The 15,260-nt window shown below is 71.9% G+C and carries 12 protein-coding genes; 5 read left to right on the forward strand and 7 right to left on the reverse strand.

Translation table 11 applies throughout. The annotated features are described in order from the left end of the window. Positions 1–33 precede the first annotated feature (33 nt). On the forward strand, positions 34–1,032 hold the full coding sequence (locus ACIQI8_RS03570; RefSeq protein ID WP_402344426.1) for an LLM class flavin-dependent oxidoreductase: 999 nt from the start codon (positions 34–36) through the stop codon (positions 1,030–1,032). 27 nt (positions 1,033–1,059) lie between these two features. Here ACIQI8_RS03570 and ACIQI8_RS03575 read toward each other — a convergent pair whose 3' ends face one another. Beyond that, entirely contained in the window at positions 1,060–1,620 is a 561-nt protein-coding gene (locus ACIQI8_RS03575) for a TetR/AcrR family transcriptional regulator (protein ID WP_402344429.1), read from the reverse strand. 156 nt (positions 1,621–1,776) lie between these two features. Here ACIQI8_RS03575 and ACIQI8_RS03580 point away from each other — a divergent pair, with 156 nt between their 5' ends. Continuing rightward, entirely contained in the window at positions 1,777–2,796 is a 1,020-nt protein-coding gene (locus ACIQI8_RS03580; protein WP_402344432.1) for an NAD-dependent epimerase/dehydratase family protein, read from the forward strand. 52 nt (positions 2,797–2,848) lie between these two features. On the opposite strand, the gene ACIQI8_RS03585 is transcribed toward ACIQI8_RS03580, so the two are convergent. Then, complete coding sequence (locus ACIQI8_RS03585; protein WP_402344435.1) at positions 2,849–5,323, reverse strand: ATP-dependent Clp protease ATP-binding subunit; 2,475 nt, start codon at positions 5,321–5,323, stop codon at positions 2,849–2,851. Positions 5,324–5,500: 177 nt separating this feature from the next. Here ACIQI8_RS03585 and ACIQI8_RS03590 point away from each other — a divergent pair, with 177 nt between their 5' ends. Next, positions 5,501–7,834, forward strand: coding sequence for an ATP-binding cassette domain-containing protein (locus ACIQI8_RS03590; RefSeq protein WP_402344438.1), 2,334 nt, complete (start codon positions 5,501–5,503; stop codon positions 7,832–7,834). A gap of 27 nt (positions 7,835–7,861) precedes the next feature. Here the strand turns inward: ACIQI8_RS03590 and ACIQI8_RS03595 are convergent, their stop codons facing one another. Beyond that, a complete protein-coding gene (locus ACIQI8_RS03595; protein WP_402344441.1) occupies positions 7,862–8,434 on the reverse strand; it encodes a TetR/AcrR family transcriptional regulator in 573 nt (190 codons plus the stop codon). Between the two features lie 174 nt (positions 8,435–8,608). Here ACIQI8_RS03595 and ACIQI8_RS03600 point away from each other — a divergent pair, with 174 nt between their 5' ends. Together ACIQI8_RS03600 and ACIQI8_RS03605 are read left to right on the forward strand one after the other, a co-directional pair. Further along, complete coding sequence (locus ACIQI8_RS03600; RefSeq protein WP_402344444.1) at positions 8,609–9,493, forward strand: SDR family oxidoreductase; 885 nt, start codon at positions 8,609–8,611, stop codon at positions 9,491–9,493. A 216-nt stretch (positions 9,494–9,709) separates the two neighbouring features. Then, positions 9,710–11,050 (forward strand): jacalin-like lectin, encoded by a 1,341-nt coding sequence (locus ACIQI8_RS03605; protein ID WP_402344448.1) that lies wholly within the window; start codon positions 9,710–9,712, stop codon positions 11,048–11,050. Here the strand turns inward: ACIQI8_RS03605 and ACIQI8_RS03610 are convergent. The 4 genes from ACIQI8_RS03610 to ACIQI8_RS03625 all read right to left on the reverse strand — a co-directional run bounded on the left by ACIQI8_RS03610 (position 11,037) and on the right by ACIQI8_RS03625 (position 15,222). Then, on the reverse strand, positions 11,037–12,206 hold the full coding sequence (locus tag ACIQI8_RS03610; protein WP_402344451.1) for an alanine--tRNA ligase-related protein: 1,170 nt from the start codon (positions 12,204–12,206) through the stop codon (positions 11,037–11,039). The two genes, ACIQI8_RS03605 and ACIQI8_RS03610, sit on opposite strands and share 14 nt — an antisense overlap. Before the next feature lie 118 nt (positions 12,207–12,324). Continuing rightward, positions 12,325–13,251 (reverse strand): lysophospholipid acyltransferase family protein, encoded by a 927-nt coding sequence (locus ACIQI8_RS03615; protein ID WP_402344454.1) that lies wholly within the window; start codon positions 13,249–13,251, stop codon positions 12,325–12,327. Next, entirely contained in the window at positions 13,251–14,024 is a 774-nt protein-coding gene (locus tag ACIQI8_RS03620) for a GNAT family N-acetyltransferase (RefSeq protein ID WP_402344457.1), read from the reverse strand. The genes ACIQI8_RS03615 and ACIQI8_RS03620 overlap by 1 nt, the downstream gene beginning before the upstream one ends. A gap of 172 nt (positions 14,025–14,196) precedes the next feature. Continuing rightward, entirely contained in the window at positions 14,197–15,222 is a 1,026-nt protein-coding gene (locus tag ACIQI8_RS03625; RefSeq protein ID WP_402344460.1) for a hypothetical protein, read from the reverse strand. Positions 15,223–15,260: the final 38 nt, after the last annotated feature.

A 15,260-nucleotide genomic window follows, 5' to 3' on the forward strand; every position in this document is an offset into this window, starting at 1 on the left:
GAATCCCTTGGCGCCCAGGGCGTTGAACACCATGTGACCTCTGCATTCGAAGGCGTACGGTTCTCCGTCCTCGACCGGTCCCGCACCCGCGAAGGGCATCGGGACGGGGAGGCGCTGCGGGACACCGTGGCGTTGGCACGGGAGGTCGAGGCGTTCGGGTACCACCGGTTCTGGGTCTCCGAGCATCACGGCGTGCCCGGGGTCGCCGGGTCGGCGCCGACGGTCCTCGCCGCCGCCGTCGCGAGCGCCACGCGCGGCATCCGCGTGGGCACCGGCGGTGTGATGCTGCCCAACCATCAACCCCTGGTCGTGGCCGAGCAGTTCGGGGTGCTGGAGTCGCTCTTCCCGGGACGGATCGACATGGGGCTCGGGCGGTCGGTGGGCTTCACCGACGGCGTGCGCAAGGCACTTGGGCGCGACAAGGGGGACGCGGAGGACTTCGCCGGTCAACTCGACGAGCTGCTCGGCTGGTTCGGCGGCACGTCACCCACCGGAGTCCACGCCCGCCCGTCCGAGGGCCTGACCGTGGCGCCCTTCGTCCTCGCGATGGGCGAGGGCGCCGAGATCGCCGCCCGGGCCGGACTGCCGATGGTGATCGGCGATCTGCGCGGCCGGGAGAAGATGCGGCGCGGCATCGACCGCTACCGCGACCGGTTCCGCCCCTCCCCCTGGGCGCCGGAACCGTACGTCGTCATCTCCGGCACGATCGCCGTCGCCGCCACCCCCGAGGAGGCACGGCGCCTGCTGATCCCGGAGGCCTGGTCGATGGCGTACTCCCGCACCCACGGGACCTTCCCGCCCCTCCCGCCCGCCGAACGGGTCGAGGGCCTCACCATGACCACGAAGGAACGCGGGTTCTACGAGTCCGGGCTCGCCGGCCATGTCGCCGGCACCGAGGAGCAGGTGGCCCACGAGCTGGAGACGGTCCTGAAGGAGACCGGGGCGCAGGAGGTGCTCGTCACGACCAGCACCTACGACCGCGCGGCGCTGGTGGACTCGTACCGGAGGCTGGGTCGGATCTTCGAAGGCTGACGGCCCGGCGGTCGAACCGCCCGACGGTCAGGCCCTGAGGCCGTCCACCACCAGGGCGAGGATCCGGGCCGCCCGCTCCTCGGCGCCGTCGCGCTTGGGATCGATCCGCCACAGGACGCTGAGCTGGAGCAGGACGTCCTCCGGGTCGAGCCCGGACTTGAGGGAGCCGTCGGCGGCGCCGGCGTCCATCAGGATGCCGATGGCGTGGACGAAGGGCTCGTAGTACTCGTCGTCGAGGCCGCCGTTGGTCGCCGCGTGGATGACCTCCGAGACGCCGAACTTGAGCCGTCCGTAGTGCGCGACCTCGTCGAACCAGAGGCGGAGGGCGACCAGCGGTTCGTGCTCCCTCAGCAGGGCGGGCGCCCGGTCGATCAGGTGCTGGATGTCGTGCCGGTACAGCTCCAGGACCAGCGCCTCGCGGGTCGGGAAGTGCCGGTAGAGCGTGCCGATGCCGACGCCTGCCTGCCTGGCGATCGCCGAGAGGGACGCGGAGGCGGAGGTGCCGAGCGCCTGACGGGCGACGGTCAGGATGCGCTCCCGGTTGTCGAGCGCGTCTCGGCGGGTCGGTTTCGCGGGCGGCGGGTTCACGGCTGCGGGCGTCCAATCGGCTCGGATGTCGGCTTGCTGCTCGGCGGGACGTCGGCCCGGCTTGCTAAGCGGAGGGGCCTCCGGTACGTTGATGGAGAAGCGGAGGGGCCTCCGCTTCATTCTCGCACAGCCCATCCGACTCCGTGGAGGACAGTCATGCCCGAGCTCGTTCTGGTCACCGGGGGCAGCGGTTACGTCGCCGGCTGGTGCGTCGCCGAGCTGCTGCGGCGCGGCTACCACGTCCGGACCACCGTGCGCTCCCCGGAGCGCGAGAAGTCCGTCACCGAAGCGGTCTCGACCGCCGTCGACCCGGCCGGCCGGCTGAGTTTCGCGGTCGCCGACCTCACGGCGGACGAGGGCTGGGAGACGGCCCTGAAAGGCGTGGACTACGTCCTGCACGTGGCCTCGCCGCTCGGCGCCGCCTCCGACGACCCCGCCGCCCTCATCGGTCCGGCCCGCGACGGCGCGCTGCGCGTCCTGCGCGCGGCGACCGCGGCCGGCGTACGGCGCGTGGTGATGACGTCCGCGGCGAACGCCGCGAGCCCGTCCTCGTACGCCACCGAAGGCGTCACCGACGAGACGCTGTGGACCGACCCCGACGATCCGACGCTCATCCCCTACCGCCGTTCCAAGACCCTCGCCGAGCGTGCGGCCTGGGACTTCATGGAGACCTACGACGGTCCGACGGAGCTGACGACCGTGCTCCCCGGCGCCGTGTTCGGGCCGATCCTGACGTCGGGCAACCTCGGCTCGGTCGGCATCGTCGCGCGCATGCTCGCCGGCGAGATGAGCGGCGTCCCGCGGATCGGCCTTGAGGTGGTGGACGTCCGCGACCTCGTCGACGTGCACATCCGCGCGATGACATCACCGGCGGCAGCGGGTCAACGCTTCCTCGCCACCGGGGAGTTCGTGTGGATGGCCGACATGGCACGCACCCTGCGGGAGGGTCTCGGCGAGGAAGGCCGGCGCGTCTCCACGCGACAGGTCCCGGACTTCGTCGTCCGCCTGGTGGCCCGCTTCCGGGACCCGTCGCTGCGCGAGATCACCCCGGCCCTGGGCCGCCGCAACCGGCACAGCACGGAGAAGGCCCGTACGGTGCTGGGCTGGGAGCCGCGGCCGGCCCGGGAGGCGGTGCTGGACTGTGCGCGCAGCCTGATCGCGCACGGGGTCGTCTAGAACCGGCTCTGGTCCGGCCCCAGTTGCCCAGGGCCGAACCGGTGCCGGACGTCTAGGACTCGCCTTGATCCCGGACCGCGGTGACCTTGAGCTCCCCGTCCGCCGCGTCCACCCGAGCCCGGTCACCCGCACTCAACTCGCCCGCCAGCAGCAGGTCCGCGAGCCGGTCGTCGACCTCGCGCTGGATGGTGCGGCGCAACGGGCGGGCGCCGAAGTCGGGTTGGTAGCCGAGGTTCGCCAGCAGATCCGCCGCCTCGTCCGTGACCTCGAGCGTGACGTCCTGAGCGTGCAGACGGCGCCTGGTGTGTTCGAGCAACAGGTCGACGACCAGGCGCAGTTGGGTGCGGTCGAGGCCGCGGAAGACGATGATCTCGTCGATGCGGTTGAGGAACTCCGGGCGGAAGTGCTGGTTCAGGACCGGCAGCACGGTCTCGCGCACCTTGGCGTAGTCGTCCACCCCGGCCGCGAGGATGCGGTCGGCGCCGATGTTCGACGTCATGATGACGACCGTGTTCTTGAAGTCGACGGTGCGGCCCTGGGAGTCCGTCAGCCGCCCGTCGTCCAGGAGTTGCAGCAGCGTGTTGAAGACGTCGGGGTGCGCCTTCTCCACCTCGTCTAGCAGCAGCACGGCGTACGGCTGCCTGCGCACCGCCTCCGTGAGCTGCCCGGCCTCCTCGTGACCGACGTACCCGGGAGGCGCGCCGACCAGCCGGGAGACGGTGTGCCGCTCCTGGAACTCGCTCATGTCCAGGCGGATCATGCGGGTCTCGTCGCCGAACAGCGCTGCGGCGAGGGCGCGGGCGAGCTCGGTCTTGCCGACGCCGGTGGGGCCGAGGAAGAGGAAGCTGCCGACCGGGCGATCGGGGTCGCTCATACCGGCGCGGGCCCGCCGTACCGCGCGGGCGACCGCGGTGATCGCCTCGTCCTGGCCGACGACCCGCTCGTGCAGGTGCTCCTCCAGCTTCATCAGCCGGGCGCGTTCCTCCTCGGTGAGCTGGGCGACCGGGATGCCGGTGGTGCGGGAGACGACCTCGGCGATGTCCTCCGCGGTCACCTTCGGGGCGTGCTCCTCAGCCCGTTCCACACCTGCCCGTTCGGCCTCGGCGTCCTTGATCCGGTCCCGCACCTCCCTGGCGCGCTCGTACTCCTCGTCGGCGACTGCCTGGTCCTTCTCGCGGTTGAGCGCGGCGATCCGGTCCTCGATGTCACGGGTGTCGGCCGGCGGGGTCTTGGCACGCAGCCGCACCCGTGCCGACGCCTGGTCCATCAGGTCGATGGCCTTGTCGGGCAGGAAGCGGGCGGTGATGTAGCGGTCGGAGAGTTCGGCCGCGGCGACGACGGCCTCGTCGGTGATCCGGACCTGGTGGTGGGCCTCGTAGCGGTCGCGCAGGCCGCGCAGGATCTCGATGGTGTCGTCGACCGTCGGTTCGCCGACCAGGATGGGCGCGAAGCGGCGCTCCAGGGCGGAGTCCTTCTCGATGTACTTGCGGTACTCGTCGACGGTGGTGGCGCCGATGAGGTGCAACTGGCCGCGGGCCAGGGCGGGCTTGAGCATGTTGCCCGCGTCCATCGCGCCGTCGCCGCCACCGCCCGCTCCCACGACGGTGTGCAACTCGTCCAGGAACAGCACCAGTTCGTCGGTGTGCTCGCTCACCTCGTCGAGGACCTTCTTCAGACGTTCCTCGAACTCGCCGCGGTACTTGGTGCCGGCCACCATCCCGGCGAGGTCCAGGGTCACCAGCCGCTTGCCCTCCAGGGTCCTCGGCACATCGCCGGACACGATCCGCTGGGCGATGCCCTCGACGATGGCGGTCTTGCCGACGCCGGGGTCGCCGATCAGGACGGGGTTGTTCTTGCTGCGCCGGGAGAGGACCTCGATGGTCTGCTCGACCTCCTCGTCCCTGCCGATCACGGGGTCGAGCCGGCCGGCCCGGGCGTCCTCCGTGAGGTCACGGCCGTACTCGTCGACCGTGGGCGTGGTGCTGGGCCGCCTGCGCTCGGGCTCGGTGCCTGCGGCGGGCAGCCTGCCGCTCTCCCAGCCGCTGCCCGCGAGGGCCTGTCCGGCGGCGGACTCGGGGTTGGCGGCCAGCGCCCGCAGCAGGTGCTCGGGGCCGATGTACGAGGAGTCCTCGGCGCGGGAGATCCGGTAGGCGTCCAGCAGTGCCCGCTTGGCCGCCGGGGTGAGCGTGGCGGGCTCGGTCTTGGCGGCGCCGCCGCCGGCGGTCAGCCGCTCCCGGATGCGGTCGGGATCCGCGCCCGCCTCCGCCAGCAGCCGGCGGGTCGACTCCTGCTCGGTGGCGGCGGCCAGCAGGTGTCGGGCGTCGAGTTCCTCGCTGCCCTCGACGGCGGCGATGTCCCGCGCCTGGGCGACCAGGTCGCGGGCCCGTTCGGAGAGCAGGCTGCCGATGTCGACGCGCTGCGCCCGGCGCGACGGCGCCGCGGGGCCCGAGCTGCCGAAATACCGGGACATCAGCTCGTCGAATTCCTCGAAGGGACTGCGTCCGAAACCGAATCCGGGAGTGGTCATGACCACGGGCCTTCCGATTGGCGATTGGCGTCCATGCCTGCTGGGCCTTATGGGGCCTCCATAGCTTCTGCACCTTCTGCGCCTCTGCGCCTTCCAACGTGGCACAGGGCCGACGCCCCCGCACCCCCCGCAGGTCAGCGGGCGGCGCGGGGAGGGGTCGCATAGACTCGCCGGGTCATGCAGCCCCCTCACGACCCCTACGTCCGCGTCCGCGGCGCCCGCGAGCACAACCTGAAGGGCGTGGACGTCGACATCCCGCGGGACGTGTTGACCGTGTTCACAGGCGTGTCCGGTTCGGGGAAGTCGTCGCTCGCGTTCGGCACGATCTACGCGGAGGCCCAGCGCCGCTACTTCGAGTCGGTGGCGCCGTACGCCCGCCGTCTCATCCACCAGGTCGGCGCGCCGAAGGTCGGCGAGATCACCGGCCTGCCGCCCGCGGTCTCGCTCCAGCAGCGCCGCTCGACGCCGACGTCCCGCTCGTCCGTGGGCACGGTCACCAACCTCTCGAACTCGCTGCGCATGCTGTTCTCGCGCGCGGGCACCTACCCGCCCGGCGCCGAGCGCCTCGACTCGGACGCGTTCTCCCCGAACACGGCCGTCGGCGCCTGCCCCGAGTGCCACGGGCTCGGCCGGGTGCACGGTACGACGGAACAGTCACTGGTCCCCGACCCGTCGCTGTCGATCCGCGCGGGCGCGATCGCCGCCTGGCCGGGCGCCTGGCAGGGCAAGAACCTGCGGGACATCCTCGACGCGCTCGACTACGACGTGGACGTGCCGTGGCGCGAACTCCCGGCGGGGCAGCGGGAGTGGATCCTGTTCACGGACGAGCAGCCGGTCGTCACCGTGCACCCGGTGCGGGACGCGGACCGCATCCAACGCCCGTACCAGGGCACGTACATGAGCGCCCGCCGGTACGTCATGAAGACCTTCGCCGACTCCAAGAGCCCGGCCCTGCGCGCCCGTGCGGAGCGCTTCCTGACCAGCGCGCCCTGTCCGGTGTGCGGCGGCGGCAGGCTGCGCCCGGAGTCGCTGGCGGTGACGTACGCGGGCCGCACGATCGCCGAGGTGGCCGCGCTGCCCCTGGTGGAGCTGGCGGCGGTCCTGGACGGCTCCACGCCTGCGGCCCGTGTCCTCACCGACGACCTCAAGTCCCGTATCGCACCGGCCGTCGAGCTCGGCCTGGGCTACCTCAGCCTGGACCGCCCTGCCCCCACCCTCTCCGCGGGCGAGCTGCAGCGACTGCGCCTCGCGACCCAGCTGCGCTCCGGACTGTTCGGGGTCGTGTACGTCCTCGACGAACCGTCCGCCGGACTCCACCCGGCGGACACGGCGGCCCTGTTGACGGTCCTGGCCAGGCTGAAGGCGGCGGGCAACTCGGTGTTCGTGGTCGAGCACCACCTCGACGTGATGCGCGGCGCCGACTGGCTGGTGGACGTGGGCCCGGGGGCGGGTGAGCACGGCGGGGAGGTGCTGCACAGCGGTCCGCCGGCGGCCCTGTCCGCCGTGTCCGAGTCGGCGACGGCCCGCTTCCTCTTCGATCGCTCCCCCACACCGGTACGCCACGTACGCACCGCGCGCGGCCAGTTGAAGGTCGGTCCGGTGACCCGGCACAACCTGCGCGGGGTGACGGCCGAGTTCCCCCTCGGCGTCCTCACCGCGGTCACCGGCGTCTCCGGGTCCGGGAAGTCCACGCTGATCGGCGAGATCACCGAGGAACTGCCGGGCGTGCGGCGCCTGGTGTCCGTGGACCAGAAGCCCATCGGCCGCACCCCGCGCTCCAACCTGGCCACCTACACGGGCCTGTTCGACGTCGTGCGCAAGGAGTTCGCGGCCACCGACCAGGCCCGCGAACGCGGGTTCGGCGTCGGACGCTTCTCCTTCAACGTGGCCGGCGGTCGCTGCGAGACCTGTCAGGGCGAGGGGTTCGTCAGCGTCGAGCTGCTCTTCCTCCCCAGCACCTACGCGCCCTGCCCGGACTGCGGCGGGGCCCGCTACAACCCCGAGACGCTCGAAGTGACGTACCGGGGACGGAACATCGCCCAGGTCCTCGACCTGACGGTGGAGGGCGCGGCGGAGTTCTTCACGGACACGCCGTCGGTGGCCCGCAGCCTGGCGACACTGCTCGACGTGGGGCTCGGCTACCTGCACCTGGGGCAGCCGGCGACGGAGTTGTCCGGCGGTGAGGCCCAACGCATCAAGCTCGCGAGCGAGTTGCAGCGCGGGCGGCGCGGCCACACCCTCTATCTCCTGGACGAGCCGACGACCGGCCTCCACCCGGCCGACGTCGAGGTCCTGATGCGCCAGTTGCACGGACTCGTCGACGCCGGGCACACCGTGATCGTCGTCGAGCACGACATGTCGGTCGTGGCGGGCGCGGACTGGGTGATCGACCTGGGACCGGGCGGCGGGGACGCGGGCGGACGGATCGTGGCGGCGGGAACTCCGGCGGAAGTGGCGGGGGTCGACGCGAGCGCGACGGCTCCGTATCTGTCGGCGGTGCTGGGGCCGTAGGTCGGGCCATCAGGCCTTTGACAGCCCCTAGTCGAGCGCTGCCGTCGCAGCTCTCAGTTCGGCGAGGGCGATGCGGGCGAGGTCGGTGCAGGTCTGCCCGTTGGTGAGATCGGCCCACTGCTCGAAGGCCTGGTAGAAGGCGCGGACGCCGAGTTCGGCGGCGAGGCTCGCGGTCGGCTCCGGCACGCCCCGCTCGCGCAGTGCGTCCGCCATGACCGCGGCGAGGCCGACGCGCTTGAAGACGGCGCGCTCCCGCAGTTCGCTGTGACCGGCGAGGACGGGACGGAGTCGCGCGCTGAACTCCCGGCGCTCGTCCCGGAAGGAGGCCGTGAGCGCGTCGAGGCCCGCGCTCACCGCCTCCAGCGGAGTGGCCGTGGCGGGCGCCGCGGCGATCCCGTCGGCGAGGAGCCGGGCGTGGATGTCCTGGCCGGCGAAGAGCACCTCCCGCTTGTCGGGGAAGTGCCGGAAGAAGGTGGTCTTGGTGAGGCCGGCTCGATCCGCGATCTGGTTGACCGTGGTGGCGTCGTAGCCCTGTTCGGTGAACAGGTCCAGCGCGGCACGCACCAGCCGTTCCCGCGCGTTCGGTTCCCATCGAGCCATGGGCACAGCATAAGTGATGTGACTCGGTACCGTCACTTTGGCTATAGTGACGGTACCGAGTCACATCACTTCGGCTATGGTGACGGTACCAAGTCACATCACCTCGCTCCGCCCGGGCGAGGCACCCCGTCGCGCCCAACCTCTGTTGCGCCCGGCCGTTCCCAGGAGTTGCTCATGCGTGTTTTCGTCACCGGCGCCGGCGGCCATATCGCGTCCGCCGTGGTGCCCGAACTGATCCGGGCCGGACACGAGGTCGTCGGCCTGGCCCGGTCCGACACGTCGGCCGCCGCCGTGGAGGCCCTGGGCGCCGAGGTGCGCCGCGGCGACACAACCGACCTGGACGGTCTGCGCGAGGCCGCGGCCGACGCGGACGCGGTCATCCACCTCGCGTTCGACCATGGCGCCATCGCCTCCGGAGGGTTCGGCGAGGCGGCGACGGCCGACCTGGCCGTGGTGCGAACGCTCGGCGACGCGCTGACCGGCACGGGCAAGACCCTCATGGGCGTCGGCCTGACACCCACCGGCGACCCGGAGCGCGACGCGCTGATCGCCGCCAACCCCCGCTCGGTCGCCGCGCGCACTCTCGCCGGGTACGCCGAACACAGCGTACGGACCGTGGTCGTCGCGATCCCTCCGGTGACCCACAGCAGGCGTGACCGGACCGGCTTCGTCCCGCGGCTGATCGCCATCGCCCGCGCCAAGGGCGTGTCCGGCTACGTCGACGACGGCACCCACCGCTGGCCCGCCGGTCACGCCCTGGACGTCGGCAGCCTCCACCGACTCGCCCTGGAGAAGGCACCGGCCGGGTCGCAGCTGTACGCCGCCGGCGAAGAGGGCGTCACCGTACGGGAGATCGCCGAGACGATAGGCCGTCACCTGGACCTCCCGGCGGTGAGCATCCCCGCCGAGCAGGCCGCGGACCACTTCAAGGGCTTTCCCTTCATCACGCTCGACCTCACGATGTCCAGCGCGGAGACCAGGGAACTGCTGGGCTGGGAACCGGTCCATCCCGGACTCATCGCCGACCTCGACGAGGGCCACTACTTCGCCGGGCACTGACGGGCGCCCTCCGAGAACGGCCACGGCTGTCGCCACCTCCGTCCACGCCGACCGCAGGTCACAGGCAGGGCGCAGACACCCCCTCCGCGTTCCCGCACCTTTCATCCCGCCTCCACCACGCAGTCCTGTCAGGGCCGCGACAGAAAGGGGTAACCAGCGGTAACTTCTGCCATGCCCCTATGGCAACCGCTTACTTCCCCCAGGAGACACAAGCTCATGCGCAGACTCCTCGCCTGCCTGGCGGCGGCAACCGCCGCCGTCGGCGGGCTCGCCGTGGCCGCCCCGCCCGCGGCGGCCGCCGACTCGGGCACCTTCAGCGTGCTCAGCTACAACGTGGCCGGACTCCCCGAGGCGCTCTCCAGCGCCTCGACTCCCCGTGAGTCCAGCACCACGGCGATCGGCCAGCGGATCGCTCCTTACGACATCGTCAACGTCGAGGAGGACTTCAACTACCACGCCTACCTCTACGCCGGCGACACCGCGCACGCCTACCGCACCCCCACAAGCGGCGGTGCGGGCATCGGCAGCGGACTCAACGCCCTGTCCAAACTCCCCTACGACACGGACGACTTCGAACGTGTCGGCTGGAACTCCTGCCAGTGGGACTCAGGTGACTGCCTGACCCCCAAGGGCTTCACCTTCATGCGGGAGCGTCTCGCCGAGGGCGTCTACGTCGACTTCTACAACCTGCACACCAACGCGGGCACCAACGACGGCGACCTCGCCTCGCGCGCCGACAACCTCAACCAGCTCAGCGCCTTCATCGGCACCCACTCGGCGGGCAACGCCGTCGTGGTGATGGGCGACACCAACACCCGCTACACGCGCGCCGGCGACACCATCGCCGAGTTCGGCGCGGCCAACGGTCTCACCGACGCGTGGGTCAAGCTGATCCGCGGCGGCACCGCGCCCGCCAAGGGCAGCGACGCGCTCGTGTGCGACCAGACCGGCACCACCGTGCCCAACACCTGCGAGGTCGTCGACAAGGTCCTCTACCGCGGCAGCAAGCTGGTCTCGCTGAACGCGACGTCGTACAACAACGAACACGCCAAGTTCCTCACGGACGACGGGAAGATGCTCTCCGACCACGACCCGATCACGGTCGGCTTCAGCTGGTCGCGCACCACCTCCTTCCAGCTCAGCGACCAGTTCGGCGGCCCGCACGGCGACTACTTCAACGACATCGACCGCGTGCCGGCCGCCGCCCGGGCCACCACCATCGGCCTGCGCGCCGGATCCCGCGTGGACCAGCTGAACGTGACGCTCTCAGGCGGCACCACGCTCGCCCACGGCGGCACGGGCGGCACGGCGTCCTCACTGACCCTGGGCAGCGGCGAGTACGTCACCGGAGCCAATCTCTGCCAGGGCCAGAAGGACGGCCAGACCCGTATCTTCTACGCGAAGTTCACGACCAACCTCGGACGCACGCTGGCCGGCGGCACCACGACCTCCGACTGCGTGACCCGGACCGCCCCCTCGGGCTGGCAGATCGCGGGCTTCCACGGCCGCACCGGTGACGAGGTCGACAAGGTCGGCCTCATCTTCACCCAGCGCTGATCCCGGCGACGAGTTCGCGGGGCAGGCCGTAGGTGTCGTGGAGGTAGGCGTAGTCCTCCTCGTCCAGCGGCCGGGCGCGGAACTCCGTGCGGGACAGGACCCGCCGACCTCGCTCCAGCAGTTGGCCGAACCGCCGTTCCTCGTCCAGGAGCACCTCCCGGACGAGGTCGGCGCGTTCGGTCTGCCGGAAGTGGTCCAGCGTGTGCTCGATCAACTCCCGTGGCAACTCGGCCAGTCCGCGCGAGGAGTCCTCGCGGTACAGGGCGGTGAGGAGGCGGCGGACCAGGCGGCGCAGTACGTAGCCGCGGCCGGTGTTGGAGGGCCGTACGCCGTCGGCCGTCACCACGATGCTCGACCGCAGGTGGTCGCAGACCAGACGGGTCGAGCGCTCGTCCAGGTCCCACAGCGAGGGGACCGTGCGCATCCACGGCTCGAACAGGTCGATCTCGTGGACGTCGCGCCGATTCTGAAGGACCGTCAGGAGTCGTTCCAGGCCCATGCCCGTGTCGACGCCGGGCTGCCGCAGGGGTTCCAGGCGGCCGTCCTGGTGGCGGTGGTAGCGCAGGTGGACGTGGTTCCAGATCTCGACCCAGCGCGGGTCCGTGGTGGGGGTGCGCCGGGGCGGGCCGTCGCCGGTCCACACGAAGATCTCCGAGTCGGGACCGCAGATCCCGACGGGTCCGTTGGACCACCAGTTGTCCTCCCGGGTGAGTTCCACCGGGACCCCCAACTCCTGCCAGGTGCGCAGGGATTCGTTGTCGGGGCCGACCTCGTCGTCGCCGCCGAAGACGGTGGCGTGGAGGCGCTCGGCCGGGATGCCGAAGCCGTCGCGCAGCAGCTCGTGGCCCCAACTCAGGCTCTGCGGATGGCCGTAGTCGCCGAGCGACCAGGAGCCGAGCATCTCGAAGACGGTCAGGTGGGTGGAGTCGCCGACCTCGTCGAGGTCCGTGGTGCGCAGACAGCGCTGGACGTTCAGCAAGCGCCGGCCCTGTGGATGGGGCCGGCCCTGGAGGTAGGGCGTGAGGGGGTGCATGCCGGACGTCGTGAACAGCACCGGGTCCCCGGGCGGGGGCAGCAGCGAGGTGCCGCTGACGGTCTCGTGTCCGCGCTCGCGGAAGAAGTCGGTGAACGTCCGTAGGGTCTGTTCGGTGTCCATGGCGGTGTTCCTTCGCATCAGTCGGGGAGACCGGGAAGGACCGCGCGAGCACGAGAAGTGGGGAAACAGAAGGTCGTCCCGGCGGTCCGTCTCCGGCCGCCGGGGAAGTGTGACGAGGTCAGACGTCGGCAGCCGGGGAGCTGGTCGCTCGCGCGGCTGCGGTGTGGGTACGCCTGATGTCCTGCACGGGCTCCACGCTAACAGCGTTCCGTCGCAACCTCCTCGGGATTTCCGCGCGGGCCACCAGGGCGACATGGGTCCAGTTCGGCTGGGTCGTCTCCGGCGGCTGCGCGGCCCGGGCCAGTGACCGGCGGTCGGGGTGGCTGCCCGGCGCGATGACGGCCCGTACGTCGACCTCGGCCACCAGACCGTGCGTCGACACCACCCGCCACACCGACGCCAGCAGCGAGTCCTGCCCTATGAACGCGGTCGCCGCGGTCGCCGAGCCTCCCTCGATCCGGTAGCGCAGCCGCACCGGCTGCACGGGGACACCGGCGTCGAGGGCGGCCTGGAAGACGGCCCGCCGGAACGAGCCCTGCGCGCGCCCGCACCAGGTGCTGCCCTCCGGGAAGACGGCCACCGCGCTGCCGGAGCCCAGCGCGTCCGCGATGCGGGCGACGGTCTCGGGGAGCGCGCGCAGTCGGTCCCGGTCGATGAACAGGGCCCCGCTGCCGGCGGTCAGCACCCCGGCCACCGGCCAGCCCCGGATCTCCGCCTTGGCGAGCATCCGGGCCGGGCGTACGGCGGCCATCAGCGGGATGTCCATCCACGAGATGTGGTTGGCGACCAGCAGCAGACCGCCGCCGGAGGGCGGGGCGCCGGTGATACGGAGCCGCACCCCCGCGGCCCGTACGATCCAGCGGCACCACAGCCGTACCGCCGCGGCGGGGATCAGCCCGCCGAGCGGCATCAGCATGATCCCGCCGAGCACCACGACGACGACCGTCATGAGGCGCAGCACGGCCAGGGGTGGCGCCGTGCGGGACCGGGTGGGTTCGATGCACGCCCTGGGGGTGCAGGGCGCGCTCGGCAGCCAGCCGCTCATCAGGCCGGGACGAGCGAGAGGAAGTGCCGCAGATAGCGCGGGTTGACCCGGCGCATCGACAGCAGCACGTACAGGTCGGCGACTTTGAAGTCGGGGTCGTGGGCGGGCTCGCCGCACACCCAGGCGCCGAGGCGGACGTATCCGCGCAGCAGCGGCGGGAGTTCGACGCGGCCGGTGGGGCGGGCGACGCCGTCCGCGCTCCAGGGCAGCAGCGGCCTGACCCGGAACTCCTGGGGCGCGAGGTGCTTGGCGCTGACCCGGTCCCAGGTGCCCGCGGCGAGCGCACCGCCGTCGGCGAGCGGGATGGAGCAGCAGCCGGCGAGCCACTCGTGGCCGCGGTCCACCATGTAGCGGGCTATGCCGGCCCAGATGAGGCCGATGACCGTGCCGTCGCGGTGGTCGGGGTGCACGCAGGAGCGGCCGACCTCGACGAGGCCGGGGCGGATCGAGTCGAGGGGGGCGAGGTCGAACTCGCTCTGCGAGTAGAGCCGTCCGGCGACCGCGGCCCGCTGCGGCGGCAGCAGCCGGTAGGTGCCGACCACCTGGCCGGTGACCGTGTCGCGGACGAGGAGGTGGTCGCAGTACGCGTCGAAGGCGTCGACGTCCAGGCCCGGTTGCGGGCTGGCCAGGTGGGCGCCCATCTCACCGGCGAAGACGTCGTGCCGCAGCCGCTGCGCGGCACGCACATCGTCCTCGTCACGGGCGAGCGTGACGGTGTAGCGGGTCGGCGCGGCGGGCTGCGAGGGACGGTCGAGGGTGGAAACGCCGGTCATGGCTCTCCCTGATCACGGGCCGGGTGCGGCGGAGGAACTGGCTGGCCGGTTCCGTATCTCCGGTCGCAACAGTTCTTCCGATGCCGGGCGTCCTGCGCGTGACCTGTGCCCGGAGCAGGGATGTGGGCTTGTTGAACGGCGTCCCCACACCCGGGCCCTCAGGGTGTGCCGTTCACTTCGGCGGGGCGCACCGCCCCAGCCACTCGCGGGCCTCGTCGGCGCCGAGCACCCGCTCCAGCACCAGGTCACCGGTCATGCCGGGGAAGAACCGGCCCGCGGGCCAGCCGCGCTGGTACGGCGGCGGGTCGAGGACCAGCAGCCGTACGCCGTCAACGACCGGGATGTCGGTGGGAGTTCCCTCGTTCCACACCCAATCGCCGCCGGGGGTCGCGAGGTTGAAGGATCCGGTGGTCGGCACCTGTCCCGGGGCGTCCCGGCACACGGCCGCCTCCTGGGCGGAGGGCGCATGCCCGGGCACATGGCCGCCGCCGACGAGGACGTCGGCGAGGAGGGTGTGCAGCTGGAAGTTGTCGCCGATGCCGGTCATGCGCAGCAGGTAGCCGGTGCCGGTGGGGCGGTGCAGGGCCAGGAGGGGTTCGTCGTCGAGGACGAGGAGGGCGTAGTGCAGGCATTTGAAGTCGTGGCCGGACGCCTCCTGTATCTCGTGCAGGGCGCGCAGGAGGGCGAGGCGGGTCTCGGGCAGGAGGGTGGTGCGCACCGCCGGACGGTTGAGCATGGCCACGGACGCCATCTCCCACTGCGGCAGGGTGATCCAGCCGACGGCGGCGTCCTGTCCGACCCGTTCGAGGGCGGCCTCGGTGAGAGCGGCCGGGTCGGGCTCGGGGAGGTCTCCGCCGCCGGTCGCCGTCCAGCGCTCGCAGAACTCCTGGGCGGCACCGAGTGCCTGGGCCAGCCCCTCGAAGATCTGCGGTGCGCAGGCACGGGCGTCCGCTCCCCGCTCGACACAGGCGCCGATCAGTACGGCGACCAGCGCGCGGGGTCCGGGCGGCACCGCCGGCAGCAGTTCGGCCAGGCGCGGGCCGATCCGGGCGAGGTCGTCGTCCCCCGCGTGCTCGAAGTGCCGTTGGATCTCCTGCATCGCCTGCTGCGAACGCTCGCCGTCGCCCTGGTCTACAGCGTCCTCGAAGCTCGCCACGGCGTCCAGGAACCGCGCCTTCTTCCTGCCTGTGAAGATCATGCGGGCAGCCTACCGACGGCCACGATGCCTGGCGGGAC

The sequence above is a fragment of the Streptomyces sp. NPDC092369 genome (assembly GCF_044755245.1).
Lineage (GTDB): Bacteria > Actinomycetota > Actinomycetes > Streptomycetales > Streptomycetaceae > Streptomyces.

What these genes read in the sequence shown, in the direction of transcription:
- ACIQI8_RS03580 (WP_402344432.1), top strand. Translation starts at nt 1,777, where the DNA reads ATGCCCGAGCTCGTTCTGGTCACCGGGGGCAGCGGTTACGTCGCCGGC.
- ACIQI8_RS03585 (WP_402344435.1), bottom strand. Translation starts at nt 5,323, where the DNA reads ATGACCACTCCCGGATTCGGTTTCGGACGCAGTCCCTTCGAGGAATTC.
- ACIQI8_RS03590 (WP_402344438.1), top strand. Translation starts at nt 5,501, where the DNA reads ATGCAGCCCCCTCACGACCCCTACGTCCGCGTCCGCGGCGCCCGCGAG.
- ACIQI8_RS03595 (WP_402344441.1), bottom strand. Translation starts at nt 8,434, where the DNA reads ATGGCTCGATGGGAACCGAACGCGCGGGAACGGCTGGTGCGTGCCGCG.
- ACIQI8_RS03600 (WP_402344444.1), top strand. Translation starts at nt 8,609, where the DNA reads ATGCGTGTTTTCGTCACCGGCGCCGGCGGCCATATCGCGTCCGCCGTG.
- ACIQI8_RS03605 (WP_402344448.1), top strand. Translation starts at nt 9,710, where the DNA reads ATGCGCAGACTCCTCGCCTGCCTGGCGGCGGCAACCGCCGCCGTCGGC.
- ACIQI8_RS03610 (WP_402344451.1), bottom strand. Translation starts at nt 12,206, where the DNA reads ATGGACACCGAACAGACCCTACGGACGTTCACCGACTTCTTCCGCGAG.
- ACIQI8_RS03615 (WP_402344454.1), bottom strand. Translation starts at nt 13,251, where the DNA reads ATGAGCGGCTGGCTGCCGAGCGCGCCCTGCACCCCCAGGGCGTGCATC.
- ACIQI8_RS03620 (WP_402344457.1), bottom strand. Translation starts at nt 14,024, where the DNA reads ATGACCGGCGTTTCCACCCTCGACCGTCCCTCGCAGCCCGCCGCGCCG.
- ACIQI8_RS03625 (WP_402344460.1), bottom strand. Translation starts at nt 15,222, where the DNA reads ATGATCTTCACAGGCAGGAAGAAGGCGCGGTTCCTGGACGCCGTGGCG.